Below are 14,039 nucleotides of genomic sequence, written 5' to 3'. Positions count from 1 at the left end.
AACAGCAAAGCACCTGATGACAGTGAATTCATGACGAGCGAAAAAGACATATCCTCTGCGGCAGGAAAACCACGCACAATCGAAGAAGTTTTGGCGACCGAGGGCTTCTACATGGGGCCCCCAGTGGGTATTTCCATGTGGCCGATGCTTCGCAACCGCCACGACGTGATGATGGTAGTGCCAGCCAAAGGCGAGCTGCACCGATACGACGTGGCGCTCTATCGCCGCAGGGAAAAATACGTGCTGCACCGCGTTGTGGGACATTACGAACGCGGTTCCGAAAAAGGCTATGTGATCTGCGGCGATAATTGCGTCACTTTGGAATACATCCCACGCGAAGACGTGCTGGGCGTGCTGATCGGCTTTTATCGCGATGGTCGCCGCATCGATTGCACAACTTCGCGTGCATACCATGCGTATATGAAACTCTGGGTGGCACTGTTCCCGGCGCGAAAGGTATGCAAGGGCGCAAACGTCGCCGCAAGGCGAGCCGCCAAACGCGTGCTTTCGACATGTGGCCTGCTCAAACATAACAATACGCATGAAACGAGGCGGAAATGACGCGCGGCAAGGTGTCGCGCGAGCACGATAAAGTCACCTATGCATGGCTGTTTGCGCAATCAAAGGAGCAGCACCGCAGAATCGTGGTGCTTTCTGCGCTGTGCACGCTGCAAGCGGCGGTGCTCGTAAGCTTCGCGCTGGCATGTCGCGCCGTTATCGACCAGGCAGTCGCCGGCAACGCGCACGGCCTGTTGACGAGCGCGGCGCTTCTTGTGGGCGTTATTGTTGCGCAACTTTTTTTGCGCCTCCTCATCAATAGCATGCAAGAACGCATTCGCGCACGCTTCGCTCTCGATTTGCGCAAATCGATGCTCGACAGCATCTTCTCCGCACACTACCGCAACGTACTGCGCTTCCACTCAGGCGAACTGTCCAATCGCATGTTTTCCGATGTGCAGGTCGTGTCGAACGGCGTAGCGACCATTATTCCAAGCTTCGTATCCATGATCATGCAGCTCGTGTTCGCCATTGCGGTGCTCTCGCTCATCAGCCCGCCTATGGTAGCGCTATTTGCAGCCGCGGCCCTGGTTTCGTTCGTTCTGGCACGCACGCTGCGCGGCCGGTTGAAGGCGCTGCACAAAACCGTACAAGAAAAGGAAGGCACTGTACGCGTATTCCTGCAAGAAGCGCTTGGGCATCAGCTGGTCATTCGTTCGTTTGGCGCCCAGCCCGCCACGAGCAAGCGCGCCGATAGGCTGCAGGAAGACCACTTCACCGCACAAATGCGCCGCCGCGGATACTCTATTGCCGCCAACGCCAGCTTCTCGTTCTTCTTCAACGCGCTGTACGCCGTGGCGCTCACGTGGTGCGCCTTCGAGCTTTTGCGCGGCACCATGAGCTACGGCACGCTTATGGCAGTGCTGCAGCTGGTCGCGCGCATCCAGGCTCCGGTTTCGAACCTATCGGGCCTGCTGCCGCAGCTCTATCAAACGCTTGCATCGGCGGAACGCCTCATGGAAGTCACAGAACTGCCACATTCAGAAAACCGCCTGCCCTTAACCGCGACGGAATTCTACGAGCGCCTTGCGGGCGTGAACATGAAAAACGTGGCGTTTTCATACAGCGAAGAAGAAGGCGAAGCGGCATGTGCTTCGGGGGATGGAGCTTCGATAGAAGCGGCGGAAGCTTTTCTTGAAGACAATGACGTTAGCCTAACCTGCGCGGACGCCTTTGTTCCCAAAGGCTCCTTCGTGGTAGTGGAAGGGCCTTCCGGTTCGGGCAAATCCACGCTGTTCAAGTTGGTACTCGGCGCCTACGATGCCGAAGGGTTCACATACGAGCTCGCCCGTGACGGCTCCGCCGCATCGTGCATTGCCTCCCAAGTTCCACCTGGAGTGTTCGCCTACGTGCCTCAGGACAACTTCCTGTTCGCAGGAACGGTGCGCGAAAATGTGGCTTTCGCGGCTTCCGACGCGACCGACGAGCAAATTGAACGCGCCTGTAAAGCGGCATGCGCATGGGGCTTCGTGAAAGAGCTTCCCCTGGGGCTCGACACGATGATCGGCGAGCATGGACAGGGGCTTTCCCAGGGCCAGCTGCAACGCTTGGCCATCGCGCGCGCGATATGTTCCGGCGCGCCCATCATGGTGCTCGACGAGGTCACAAGCGCGCTCGACGATGCGACCGAAGCAGCGGTGCTTGCCAATATTGCCGCTCTGCCCGGCAAGACGATTTTCGTTGCCGCACATCGCGCGAAAGCTCACGAATTCGCAACCATGCGTCTTCGTGTAGAAAATGGCGTGATGAGCGAAGTTCGCTAGGGCCACACTGCTTAAAAGAAAGTTTGCAAAAGCGGGCGAACACCCGCATAATTAGGACGCTATTCCGCATCGAACCCGTATCACTTAAGGGAAAAACGCATGGCCTTGCAAAAGAAGAATGTGAAATGCGCCCGAGAGGTTGCCATACTTGCTCCCTATGCCGCGAAATGCTGCGTAAGGGACGACATCTCCAACATGCCTTCTTTTACCGCCTGCATCGAATATGCGCTCGAGCGCGTTGAGTCATTCGAAGAGGAATACGGCAAAATCAACTTTTACGCGCTTATGGGCATGCCGCTCGCCGTATTCGACGTTCCCGCTTCTTTCGACGGGACCACACGCTACGAAGCCTCCTTGTTTGGATCCGAAGCGTTCTTCTTGAAGCTCGAAACTTTTCGCGCCGCGCTCGCAAAGCTCGATTTCCCAGGCGTGCGCATGGTGTATAACAATTTCGCATTGCGAGCCGTGCTGCGCGCACTGTATGCCATCGAACATCGTGAACGCGACTGCTTCAACGGCGTCTTCAACCGCCTGTCATAACTAAAAAGAAAGGCCTATGGGCAAAAGCCCTTGTTCTCTTTTTCTTATTGACAGGGCGGGTGTACTCCCGTATTATATATGGCGGGAGTGAACCCGCGTATCTTATCGGGAAAAGAAATCGCCCCATCGCAAACGGCCACAACTCAGGAAGAGCCCGCCTATGATTTACGCAATGAGCGACATCCATGGCTGCATCGACGCCTTCGAAAAATCGCTTTCCTTCGTCGACATATCAGATGAGCATTCAATGCTCATCCTATGCGGCGATTACTGCGACCGGGGTCCGGCAAGCCTCGAGGTTTACCAAAAGATCATGGGGCTCCAGCGCGATTATCCCAACCAGGTGATAGCCTTGAGAGGCAACCATGAGGAAATGCTGCTGGAATACTGTGCCATGGTCGGCGACCCGGCGTTTACTCAAGGATGGATTCTTGCCGATTCCAACCTCGCCACTGCAAAAAGCTTTCTTAAAAAAGATGAGTTCAGTCAGGTAAAATGCCTGCTCACGCGCAGAAGGTTCGAAGAAGCCTACCGATTCGTCGTCGATTGCATGAAAGCGAACCACGCCGATGTTCTCGCCTGGATACGAAAGCTTCCGTATTACCACGAAACAGCGCACAAGCAAGTCTTCGTGCATGCCGGCATCGACGAAGACGCAGGCGATTTATGGCGCATAGGCACATTCGAGGAAGCCTTCACAACCATGCAGCCGGAATTCGTGGGGCAGAAATTCGAACTCGACGTCATAAGCGGACACATCGCCACCGAAACAGTTTCAGGCATTGCGGGCTACGAAGGCGTGTGGCACGACGGCGCATCGCATTTCTATATTGACGGCGCCGTCATGAAAACAGGGCAAATCCCCGTGCTTGCCTACGACGAAAGCACGGGGAAGTACTGGGAGCAGTGGCCGCACAAGAGGAGCCTTTAGCGACGTGGGCAACCTGCGCGCGGATCATCGCGTTTAAACAGCGAGCGAAACCATGAACGCATTAACAGATGGAGGGCCCGATGCATTCTCTCGAATTCAATTACCTGCACGATTTGGCCACGGAAAACTACGATCTCGACAATCGTCCCGACCCCGATTCCGAATCAATAGTTCTCAAAGAAGATTTGTTAGAGGCTTTTTGGGGAGCCCAGACGAATGAAGCGCGAGTTTCCGCCGAGAAGAATTATGGGTGCGGCTCTTTCCGGGACATCGAGGTGCCATCGGGCGGCAAAACGATTCTGCTCTCCGTAGACTACCTTGGCCCAAGCGTGTATTGGCTTAAAGATTACTATTCAGAACACGGGGTTGACGCCCCGGAGGCGGACTCCCGCATTCGCGCGTTCCTTAAAGAAAGTCGAAAGCTTGGAGGGCATATCCTGTTCCCACGAGGAAGCAACGGCGGGCCGCACGAGACGTTAAATCAAGCCCGCGGCGGGGAGCGGGGCGTTTACGACAGAATCGATGCGACATTGCTGTGCCTGAAAGCATTCTTCGGCTGCCCTGAGGTCTCATCGACCAATTCCCAACGCGATGCATCGGCGTTTATGGAAGAGGCGTCGAAACTCTTTCCCAGCGAAGAACAGCTCAAAAAAGTGGAGGCGAATTTGATGCGCATTTTCGATTCTCTTCAATACTATGCTGAAGACTTCGCATACTTCAGTGACTTCCGAGGCTTCTGCGAAAGGCAAAAACTTACCGGTTCATTCGTAACGAAAGAGGGGGAAGTTGAAATGTTCGCGCCTCTGTGCCCCCTAAAGCCAGAAAACTACGAAGCATACGCCGAAAACGTCAACGAGGCGATAAAAAAGAGGAATACGATGATGCATTCTGCCTAAGCGTCTCTTCGGGTCGACGTTGCGCAGCAAATCGGGATTCTCGAAAAGGGGGCGCGCATTAAGATCTTCGCGAGACAGATTGTTTTCCGCGAAACTCAGGGCGTTTTCATAGAGCGCGACCAAGAAGCTATCGTCGGGCATTACACACGCCGGGGCGCGATTCCAAGCATGCCATTCAGTTGAACAGCTTCCGATCAAGCTGTTTTTTGAACGACTGCATAAAGCTTCGACGATTTCCAAAGAAACGCTCGTGAGTCTTCGTCTGCTTGCCGGCGTCGTAATCATCCGAGACGCGAACAACGGTGCAAATATAATCGGCCACTTGGAGAAGCCTGCGTGCGTTAGGATCGGCGTCTCGATAATCAGCTACATTTTTAGCGAGAGCAAAGTCAAGGGCATCGCGCAACGCTATACTAACTGCCCCTTGTCCATTATCGTAGTAAACGGCAATTACATCGAACAACTGAAAATAAGGCAAGCGATCAAAAACGAACAGGGCGAGATCACGCCTAATCCGCGCCTCGAGTTCCTCTCTATTGCGGGCGTCAGAAACGCCATACCGCAAAACAAAGAAAGAAAACGGAAGCTCACGAACGAACCGAGCGAATTGAGCAAGCAATCGCTTCCTATCCCCAGGCGACACCGCCGCATAATCTTGGTTGCCATGCAGCAAATCTTTTCCATGGAAAGGTATATTGGGAAGTCCAGCAATAGAAAGCCGACATTCATAGCGGTCGATTGGCTCAGCGATATTGGCAGAATGGTCGTGGAGAACGACAGCAACAATATAGCGCCCCTCCGAGAAATCCTGGCTACCTGATTCGTCGATATGGAGATTCAAACGGTTTACCATATAACGCTCCCCAAGCGAATCAATAGAAAAGGCGAGGTACGTACCTCGCCAATCTGACGCCTGCAAGACTCACGCCCATTCGGCAAGTTAAGTATCGCATTTTGCAGTCCAGGAATTCAACCGCCTTATGAAAAAACTTGAAATGCTTCGGCCCAAAAGGAAGGCCGATAGCACAACCATCGACGTCGCAACATTTGGTCAAAGCTCGACTCGCGGCCAGCCTATTCATCAGGTGCCTCTATATACCCCAACAAACAATGGTACGCCGGAATGCGAGAAGATGGCGAACGCGAACGAACGGTCGAAGACAACCCTCACAAGTTCTGGCATAGGTTCGGGCGCGTAACCCGCTGGCACAGCAAAAATGGTGTATGCCGCGCCTTCCGCCCCATTGGGGTCAAGCTTGAGCATGGTGTCCTGGATGGCTTTGCTCACCATAGCATCCGTTTCGGTAATATTCCCGAAATCGGCTCCTGGCAAAAACGCTTTCTCAATTCCCAGAGCACGAAGCATGCCCCAAGGTCACGATCGTCGGAATGCCGCTAGCAACGCCGGGCGCCCGAACCACAGCAGCAAAAAACGCGACTGGGCGAATACCGAACAAGGCATCTATACCCACCTTGCCACAACCACCGCGCCGAAAGCCCGAATGTCTGAAGCGATTGCTCGAAAAAGAGGGCCTAACAGCAAAGGCCCTACTTCAGGATAGGACCGAACCTTGCGCAACGTTTATTTTCACGTGCAAATCAGTCCGAAACGCTGGCATCTTCAGAAAGCGGAAGTCCATACATTGCCGAAAAACCTCGAACGATGATTTCGATGTCGCGATTAAACGTACGCTCGTTGAACATCTTCGAAAATTCCTCGAGATCATCTGGCAATTCGTCATACGAAGAGAGGGCTTCATTCGCGTACCCTTCGGCAATCTGAAAGCCCGTCAGGAAAGAATGCAGAACGCTTAAAAAATCATAGGGAATGGTCTTCGGTAAATTCTGACCCTCGTGTGTCGCGAAAACCGATTGGGTGTACTCCTTTACGGGAGACTCAAATGGAGGAACCTGCAAGAAAAGCCAATAGGCTTTCGGATGCGCAAGCGCCATGTCGCGAACATGGTGGGCAACACGCTTCAAGCTTTCATCCCACGTCTCATTGGGATGAAACGACGGCTCGTTTTCTGAAAGCATGACCACCAGAGCCGCCTTAAGCAGATTCTCCTTCGAGCCAAAGCGATTGCAGATAGTCATTGTCGCCATTCCGGTCACCTGGCTAATTTTCCTGAAAGAAACAGCCTCAAGGCCATATTCATCAATAAACGCAAGCGTCGCTTTGGCAATTTCCTGGTTATCCATAGCTCCCAATCGGTCCGACCCTTTCAGTACTTCCCCTATATTGCCGCACTTTTTCGACAGCGCAAGCCCCAATCACCCTCGATAAAAAAGAGCACGAATCAACGTTGACAGCCAAAATGGTACGGTGTACCATTCGCGCCATAAGAGATGGTACACCGTACCATTTTGGCGAATTCCTACCATTCGCCAACCGAGTGGGGAAACTCGGGCCAAACGTCAAAAAGGAGGGAACCATGAATCTCACACGCAGGAATTTTCTTGAAGGAAGTGCTCTAGCTGGCATCACGGCTGCAGTTGGTCTGGCTGGATGCTCCTCCGGCAGCCAAAAAGAAGCCCCGGGCGAAAAACAAGCCGAAAGCAGCCCTTCAACACACAACCCAGTCAAAACCGAGGATTTTGATATCGTAGTTGTGGGTTCGGGAACGGCCGGTACGTGCGCCGCCCTTCGCGCTTCGGAGAAAGGCGCTTCCGTCCTTTGTCTCGAAAAAAACCCTGGACTCATGGGCACATCTGCATTCGCGGAAGGTTTCGCGGGCGTCAATTCAAAATTCCAAGCTGACCAGGGAATTCAAATTGATCCAGTATCGGTCATTTCCGACACTATGAATTATCACCACTGTGCCTGTCTCGCGCCCGTCGTGCGCGAGATGGTCTTCAACTCCGGCGAAACCATGAACTGGTTCGAGGAGAACGGGGTCACATTTGCGGCGGTCGCAGCCCTGGGCAACTCGTACCCAACCTGGCATTTGCCAGCTGACGAAAAAGGCATGCCAACCCACGTCTCAACAGTGCTCGGCATCCTCCAACCCGCCGCAGAGGCAATGGGGGTCGAATTCCGTACCGAAGAGCCGATGACTGGCCTTGTTGTCGAAAACGGAACAGTAAAAGGCGTATATGCCCAAGGAAAAGAGGGCGAAATCCAAATCAACGCGAAAGCGGTCATCCTTGCAACAGGTGGCTGGGCGAATAATCCCGAGATGTTCGAAAAACTTACCGCAAAGTCGTATGACAGTGTTCGCGTATGGGGTCTCGAAGGACGCGACGGCGACGGCATAAACTTCGCGGTAAATGAAGCAGGCGCAGCAACGCATCACCCCGAAGCCGTGATGTGGCATACCGGAGCGCTCGACGGCACCGATGCATTCTCCGATATCCCGAACTTCACCCTGCTTATGCAGCCAACGCTGCATGTGAACGAAAACGCACAGCGCTATTTCAACGAAGCATTCACTTCCGATTTCACATGCTGCGGCAACGCCCTTTCATCTCAAGGTTCCAACTACGTGATTATCGACGACGCATATATCGATCACATTGAAACCGTCGGGCCTTGGATGCCCATGCCAAACCTCGGCGCCTTTGCAGGCCAGCCATTCGAATGCCGAGATGGCATAGAGAGCGCAAAGGGACTCGTGAAGGCCAACACTATGGAAGAACTCGCCGAGAAGCTCGGACTGGACAAAGAGGCGCTCGCAAAAACCGTCGATAATTACAATAAGTATTGCGAAAACGGCGTAGACGAAGAGTACGGCAAAAGCGCTGACATGTTGCTGCCGGTTTCAAAGGCCCCGTTCTATGGCGGCAAGGTCACGCCAACGCTGTTCACAACGGTTGGCGGCTTGAAAGTGAACTCGCAAATGCAAGTTGTGAATGAGGTAGGAGAGGCAATCGGCGGCCTTTATGCAGCAGGCGGAGACGCGAACGGCATGTACGGCGCAAACTACGACGTCGACGTCATGTCGGGCGGCCAGCAAGGCTGGTGCGCAACTTCAGGACGCCTTGCGGCAGAGCATGCGGTTGAAACGTTGAAATAATCGTTAGCAGCTTGGCTTTTCATATATTGCCATCGATACGGCGGCCATCTGGGCCGCCGTATCTTGTTGCAGGCTCATGAGCCTGTGGCCGCGCCGCGCGCGCCCACAAAAACCACCCGCTATGCGGGTGCGCGTCGAAGGCTCCGCCCTTGCCCCGGGGCGACCGCCGAACGGAGTAAGATACGTTTGTTCAGGACGCACCGGCCCGGAAAGGCGACCACCATGGCAAACCAGGCGAACAGCCTGTCCCACACGAAGTGGATATGCAAGTACCACATCGTGTTAACTCCGAAGGAATGAACAAATTGCATCGTGCAGACCGACGGCAAATACAAGCTAACTGATTTGAGCCAGGCAACGCTTTCTACAAATCTCCTTCTTCCGCAATGCGTTCCTGGAAATATTCTTTGAATCCAGGCAAGCAAAACTCCAGCAAGCCTCTTGAGCGCTCCTGAATAATCCCTTGCTGCATCAGTCGCTTCTTGTATCTCGAAACATGCCCACTCGGCTTATTGAGCCTTCCTGCCAAATCTGCTTGCCGCGTTATTGTGGGGTCTTCCGCCATAGCTAAAAGAAAAGATTTGTCGGCTTCGCTCAGCTCAAACCAAACCGCTTCGTATACCCTTTGATCCAATTCCTTACGAGCGACGCTTGCTGCGGCGTTGACAATTGAAGCATCGACGGTCTCCGAATCGCCAGCCATGCGCCATACACGATAGCCCACAAGCTGAAGCATGAAGGGAAAGCCCTTGACGGCGTTGACGGCAGCCTCGAGCGCATCGGGCTCAAAGCTTTTGCCGCCGTCTCGCATCGTTCTCATCAAGGCCTCTTCAACTTCATAATCGTTCAACGCCTGAAGCTCATATCGTGCAGCCCTTCGCAAAAACGAAGTCGATTTGCCCGAAAGCAACGACGTAACCGCGTATGGAAGACCCGCCATAATAAGAGCGACTTTCTTCCCCTCATCGAGAAAATGCTGAAAAGCCGCTACAAGTGTCGCCATCTCATCAATGCTCGGATTGACCTCATCGATAGTCACCAGCAAACCGGTATTGCATTCGGCCAAAGCATCCAGGATATCGTCCATTCTTGAGCGCCAATTCGATAGCTCACGAGGCGAATCCTCCAATTCAAGCGAAATGAAATCGGCAATCCCAGCACCTTTGATTTTGCGGGCAGGCTCAATATCCACCAAATGTCGCGTTGCTCGCTGCGTTCTAATAAGGATGTCTTCAAGCATTCCCGCGACGCACGTCACACGAGCGGTGACCCAACCAGACGACTCGGCCGTATCAGCAAAATGAGACAGGAGGGCCGTTTTGCCCATTCCGCGTGGACCGACCAAAAGGCTGATAATTGCTGGATCATTGCCCGCACCAGCGAGCGCGCCTTCAATGTCGGCGATGATTTCTTCGCGTCCAGCTATATGCAAAGGGACCTTGCCAACTACCGGAGTAAACGGATTGACGAAATCTTTTGTCATGCCTGCCTCCATCAACGGCTTTCTTTCGTCACAGCATAGCATTTTTCATTTTGGTTAGCATCAGTTAGCTTTTTTAGCTTGCGTTAGTTTTTTTCAGCTTCAGTTAGCTTTTTCAGTATCCGTTAGGTTTATTGGAAATTCAAGCATCAGCATTCCAGGCACTCTGCCGCTAGACCATCGTTCCAAAACCCCAATTGTCAAATCGATAACAAGCCCTCCATAGTTTGTTGCCGAGCATGTTTTCGAGCCGTATAATGCACTATTGAACAAAGTGTTGAATAATAGTCAACCTGTTTAATAGACCAGATAATTGAACCCAAGGGGGACATTTGACGGCATCGAATACCGCCACCAAAGCGCATGAGGCGCACGCAGCGCTAGAGGCCGCAGCGCCGATGCCCGCCTCGGACTCGGCAACTGCCGCGGCAGCCGCGGCACCCGCACCCGCCGCGATACCCGCCGCCTCCACGGCTGCGGCGCCCACGCCTGCCGCTTCCGCGGTTGTGGCGCACGCTGCCACGCCCGCTACAACCGCCGCAGCCGAGCGCGACCCGCGCATCGCCCGCTCTCGCGCCGCGCTGCGCGAAGCCTTCATCACGCTCGTCGAAGAACGTGGCATCGACGGCTTCTCGGTGGGCGACCTGTGCACGAGCGCCGGCCTGAACCGCGGCACGTTCTACAACCACTTCCGCGACAAAGAAAGCCTGCTCGCCTCCTTCGAAGACGAAGTCATCGAAGGCCTCGGCGGGGTGCTCGCGAAATTCCAGAACATCAAGCTGCGCGAACTCGCCGCATGCAGCCTTACGCACCGCCCGCTTCCCATGCTCGTGGAACTCTACGACTACCTGCGCGAAGAGGGCCCATTCCTGCACGCGATGCTCGGCCCAGGCGGCGACGCCCGTTTCGGCATGCGCCTTCGCGAAGCCGTGTGCGGGCGCTTCGTGCGATCGCTTCTGCACGAGCGCTACCAGAACGACCCTTCAGCGTTCACGCGCTACTACATCTCGTTTTATTCCGGCGCCTACTTGGGCGTGATCAGCGAATGGATCGATTCAGGAATGACCGAGACCTCCGAAGAAATGGCACTTATCTCGATGCGCCTGCTGTTCATCAAGCCGGGCGAATCCATCAAAATGTAAAAGGGGACCAACATGGCTGAAACCAACGACAAGAAGGCAATCGCCGCCAAGGCGCAGGCCGCCGCAGGCGCCGCGAGCCAGGCGCCGCTCCACATTGGCATCGACGTAGGCTCCACCACCGTGAAAGTGGCCGTGCTCGACGACAACAACGAGATTCTGTACTCGTGCTATCGCCGCCACCACGCCGACATTCGCGCGACCATCGTGGAAGTGGTGGGCGAGGCGGCCGAGCAATACCCGGCAACGCCCATGACCATCGCAATCACCGGCTCAGGCGGCCTTTTGCTCGCGCAGTGGCTCGGCATCGACTTCGTTCAAGAGGTCATCGCGAGCAAAACCGCCGTTGAGACCTTCATTCCGCAAACCGACGTCGTCATCGAGCTCGGCGGCGAAGACGCGAAGATCATCTACTTCGACAACGGCATCGAACAGCGCATGAACGGCACCTGCGCCGGCGGCACGGGTGCGTTCATCGACCAAATGGCGGCCCTGCTCGACACCGACGCTGGCGGCCTGAACGAGCTCGCAAAAAGCCACACCACCATTTACCCCATCGCGAGCCGCTGCGGCGTGTTCGCCAAAACCGACGTGCAGCCGCTTTTGAACGAAGGCGCCCGCAAAGAAGACATCGCGGCCTCCATTTTCCAGGCCGTCGTAACACAGACCATTTCGGGCCTCGCGTGCGGTCGTCCCATTCGCGGCAACGTCGCCTTGCTCGGTGGCCCTTTGCAGTACCTCTCTGAACTGGATAAACGCTTCTGCGAAACGCTGAATCTCGACGATGAGCACGCTATTCGCCCGAAGAACGCCCACCTGTTCGTCGCGAGCGGCGCCGCTTTGTGCGGCAAGAAAACCGCCACGCCCGAACTGCTTGCCGACGTGCTCGAGCGCCTGCGCGGCCTGGGCGACATTCAGGGCAGCGAAGTCGTGCGCCTGCCTCCGCTGTTCGCCAACGAAGCCGAATTCGACGAATTCGAAGCGCGCCACGCGACCGAAAAGGTGAAGCGCGCCGACCTTTCCTCCTACGAAGGCGTGGCCTACCTGGGCATCGACGCCGGCTCCACCACGTTCAAATCGGCCCTCATCGGCGAAGACGGCAGCCTTTTGTGGACCTTCTACGCCAACAACAAGGGCGACGTTTTGGGCACCGCCAAGCGCGCGATCGCCGAAATGTACGCCGCGCTGCCCACCGCAGCCGACGGCCAGCCGAAAGTCACCATTGGGCATGCAACCGTGACTGGCTACGGCGAGGGCCTGCTGCTCGAGGCGCTGCGCGTCGACTCCGGCGAAATCGAAACCGTCGCGCACCTTCGCGGCGCACAGGAAATGCTGCCGGGCGTCGAGTTCATTCTCGACATCGGCGGCCAAGACATGAAGTGCCTGCGCGTGAAAGACGGCGTTATCGACCACATCATGCTCAACGAGGCATGCTCTTCAGGCTGCGGCAGCTTCATCGAGAGCTTCGCTGCGGGCCTGAACCTCGACGTGACCGAGTTCGCGAAAACCGCGAACGCCGCCGAAAACCCTGTCGATCTGGGCAGCCGCTGCACCGTATTCATGAACTCCCGTGTGAAGCAGGCTCAAAAAGAAGGCGCCACCGTGGGCGATATCGCCGCGGGCTTGGCCATTTCCGTTATCAAGAACGCCCTGTTCAAGGTCATTAAAATTCGCGACCCCAAAGAAGTCGGAACGAAAGTTATCGTACAGGGCGGCACGTTCCTCAACGACGCCGTGCTGCGCGCCTTCGAACAGCTCGCCGGCGTGAATGCCGTGCGCCCCGACATCGCGGGCAACATGGGCGCCTATGGCGCGGCCCTGCTGGCGCGCGACCGCTACCAGGCCGCCGTGCGCGCAGCCGAGCGCGCGGGCAAAACCGCCGACGTGCACACTGCCATGCTCGGCGCCGCCGCGCTTGAGGCCTTGGCCCCCACGCACAAAACCGTGCGCTGCAAGGCCTGCGCGAACCACTGCCTGCTTACCGTGAACGACTTCGGCAAAGATGAAGCCACCGGCAAGCACCGCCGCTTCATCACGGGCAACCGCTGCGAGAAGGGCGCAGGCGTGCTCAACGAGAAGAGCGACGTGCCCAACTTGTTCGAATACAAGAGCCATCGCCTGTTCGACTACGAGCCGCTCGCGCCCGACGCCGCCCCGCGCGGCACTGTGGGCATTCCGCGCGCGCTTTCGATGTATGAAAATTATCCGTTCTGGTTCACCTTCTTCACGAAGCTGGGCTGGCGCGTGGTGCTTTCCGATCCCTCCACGAAGAAGACCTACGAGGCGGGCATCGAAAGCATGCCGTCGGAAAGCGTGTGCTATCCGGCGAAGCTCTCGCACGGCCACATCATGAACCTGCTCGAGAAGCACCCTGACTTCATTTGGTTCCCCTGCAGCAAGTGGGAGCGCCAGGAAGACGCAACCGCGGGCAACCACTTCAATTGCCCCATCGTGGCAAGCTACGCCGAGGCGCTGCGCCTGAATATCGACGAGCTTCGCGAAAGCGACGTGCAGTTCTTGAATCCGTGGCTGCCGTACGACAAGAAAGACCACCTGAAGAAACGCCTGATGGTAGAGCTTGTACAGGCGCATCCCGAGCTCATGGGCGAAGGCGTTGCCGCGCCCACGCAGGCCGAAATCGACGCCGCGGTCGACGCCGCATGGGCCGAAGACGAAGCCTTCAAGCGAGACATTCGCGAGAAGGGCGCGGAAACCC

Annotated in this window: 12 protein-coding genes; 8 read left to right on the top strand and 4 right to left on the bottom strand. The window is 55.9% G+C overall.

What is annotated here, in order from left to right; genetic code table 11:
- The first annotated feature begins 30 nt into the window (after nucleotides 1–30).
- From ACWI8T_RS01655 to ACWI8T_RS01635, 5 genes are all read left to right on the top strand, one after another.
- A complete protein-coding gene (locus ACWI8T_RS01655) occupies nucleotides 31–561 on the top strand; it encodes a hypothetical protein (RefSeq protein WP_449137712.1) in 531 nt (176 codons plus the stop codon).
- Entirely contained in the window at nucleotides 558–2,321 is a 1,764-nt protein-coding gene (locus ACWI8T_RS01650; protein ID WP_449137711.1) for an ABC transporter ATP-binding protein, read from the top strand. The genes ACWI8T_RS01655 and ACWI8T_RS01650 overlap by 4 nt, the downstream gene beginning before the upstream one ends.
- A gap of 99 nt (nucleotides 2,322–2,420) precedes the next feature.
- Nucleotides 2,421–2,861, top strand: a complete 441-nt coding sequence (locus tag ACWI8T_RS01645) for a hypothetical protein (RefSeq protein WP_449137710.1) — start codon at nucleotides 2,421–2,423, stop codon at nucleotides 2,859–2,861.
- A gap of 160 nt (nucleotides 2,862–3,021) precedes the next feature.
- Complete coding sequence (locus ACWI8T_RS01640; protein ID WP_449137709.1) at nucleotides 3,022–3,792, top strand: metallophosphoesterase; 771 nt, start codon at nucleotides 3,022–3,024, stop codon at nucleotides 3,790–3,792.
- Between the two features lie 80 nt (nucleotides 3,793–3,872).
- Nucleotides 3,873–4,688, top strand: coding sequence for a DUF6994 family protein (locus ACWI8T_RS01635; protein WP_449137708.1), 816 nt, complete (start codon nucleotides 3,873–3,875; stop codon nucleotides 4,686–4,688).
- Nucleotides 4,689–4,863: 175 nt separating this feature from the next.
- Here the strand turns inward: ACWI8T_RS01635 and ACWI8T_RS01630 are convergent, their stop codons facing one another.
- The 3 genes from ACWI8T_RS01630 to ACWI8T_RS01620 all read right to left on the bottom strand — a co-directional run bounded on the left by ACWI8T_RS01630 (nucleotide 4,864) and on the right by ACWI8T_RS01620 (nucleotide 6,962).
- Entirely contained in the window at nucleotides 4,864–5,607 is a 744-nt protein-coding gene (locus tag ACWI8T_RS01630; RefSeq protein WP_449137707.1) for a DUF3800 domain-containing protein, read from the bottom strand.
- Between the two features lie 162 nt (nucleotides 5,608–5,769).
- Nucleotides 5,770–6,054, bottom strand: coding sequence for a serpin family protein (locus tag ACWI8T_RS01625; RefSeq protein ID WP_449137706.1), 285 nt, complete (start codon nucleotides 6,052–6,054; stop codon nucleotides 5,770–5,772).
- A gap of 233 nt (nucleotides 6,055–6,287) precedes the next feature.
- On the bottom strand, nucleotides 6,288–6,962 hold the full coding sequence (locus tag ACWI8T_RS01620) for a TetR/AcrR family transcriptional regulator (protein ID WP_449137705.1): 675 nt from the start codon (nucleotides 6,960–6,962) through the stop codon (nucleotides 6,288–6,290).
- A gap of 44 nt (nucleotides 6,963–7,006) precedes the next feature.
- On the opposite strand from ACWI8T_RS01620, the gene ACWI8T_RS01615 reads away from it, so the two are divergent.
- Nucleotides 7,007–8,704, top strand: a complete 1,698-nt coding sequence (locus ACWI8T_RS01615) for an FAD-dependent oxidoreductase (protein ID WP_449137730.1) — start codon at nucleotides 7,007–7,009, stop codon at nucleotides 8,702–8,704.
- 364 nt (nucleotides 8,705–9,068) lie between these two features.
- On the opposite strand, the gene ACWI8T_RS01610 is transcribed toward ACWI8T_RS01615, so the two are convergent.
- Nucleotides 9,069–10,187, bottom strand: coding sequence for an AAA family ATPase (locus ACWI8T_RS01610; RefSeq protein WP_449137704.1), 1,119 nt, complete (start codon nucleotides 10,185–10,187; stop codon nucleotides 9,069–9,071).
- A gap of 452 nt (nucleotides 10,188–10,639) precedes the next feature.
- Here ACWI8T_RS01610 and ACWI8T_RS01605 point away from each other — a divergent pair, with 452 nt between their 5' ends.
- Nucleotides 10,640–11,326, top strand: coding sequence for a TetR/AcrR family transcriptional regulator (locus ACWI8T_RS01605; protein ID WP_449137729.1), 687 nt, complete (start codon nucleotides 10,640–10,642; stop codon nucleotides 11,324–11,326).
- A gap of 12 nt (nucleotides 11,327–11,338) precedes the next feature.
- The coding region (locus tag ACWI8T_RS01600) for an acyl-CoA dehydratase activase (RefSeq protein ID WP_449137703.1) at nucleotides 11,339–14,039 on the top strand (2,701 nt) is incomplete at its 3' end.

It is taken from the genome of Slackia sp. (genome assembly GCF_977041755.1).
This window is presented reverse-complemented; position numbering and strand designations above follow the sequence as displayed.

Coding starts and splice junctions, on each gene's coding strand:
- ACWI8T_RS01655 (WP_449137712.1), top strand. CDS start 31: ATGACGAGCGAAAAAGACATATCCTCTGCGGCAGGAAAACCACGCACA.
- ACWI8T_RS01650 (WP_449137711.1), top strand. CDS start 558: ATGACGCGCGGCAAGGTGTCGCGCGAGCACGATAAAGTCACCTATGCA.
- ACWI8T_RS01645 (WP_449137710.1), top strand. CDS start 2,421: ATGGCCTTGCAAAAGAAGAATGTGAAATGCGCCCGAGAGGTTGCCATA.
- ACWI8T_RS01640 (WP_449137709.1), top strand. CDS start 3,022: ATGATTTACGCAATGAGCGACATCCATGGCTGCATCGACGCCTTCGAA.
- ACWI8T_RS01635 (WP_449137708.1), top strand. CDS start 3,873: ATGCATTCTCTCGAATTCAATTACCTGCACGATTTGGCCACGGAAAAC.
- ACWI8T_RS01625 (WP_449137706.1), bottom strand. CDS start 6,054: ATGCTTCGTGCTCTGGGAATTGAGAAAGCGTTTTTGCCAGGAGCCGAT.
- ACWI8T_RS01615 (WP_449137730.1), top strand. CDS start 7,007: ATGGTACGGTGTACCATTCGCGCCATAAGAGATGGTACACCGTACCAT.
- ACWI8T_RS01610 (WP_449137704.1), bottom strand. CDS start 10,187: ATGACAAAAGATTTCGTCAATCCGTTTACTCCGGTAGTTGGCAAGGTC.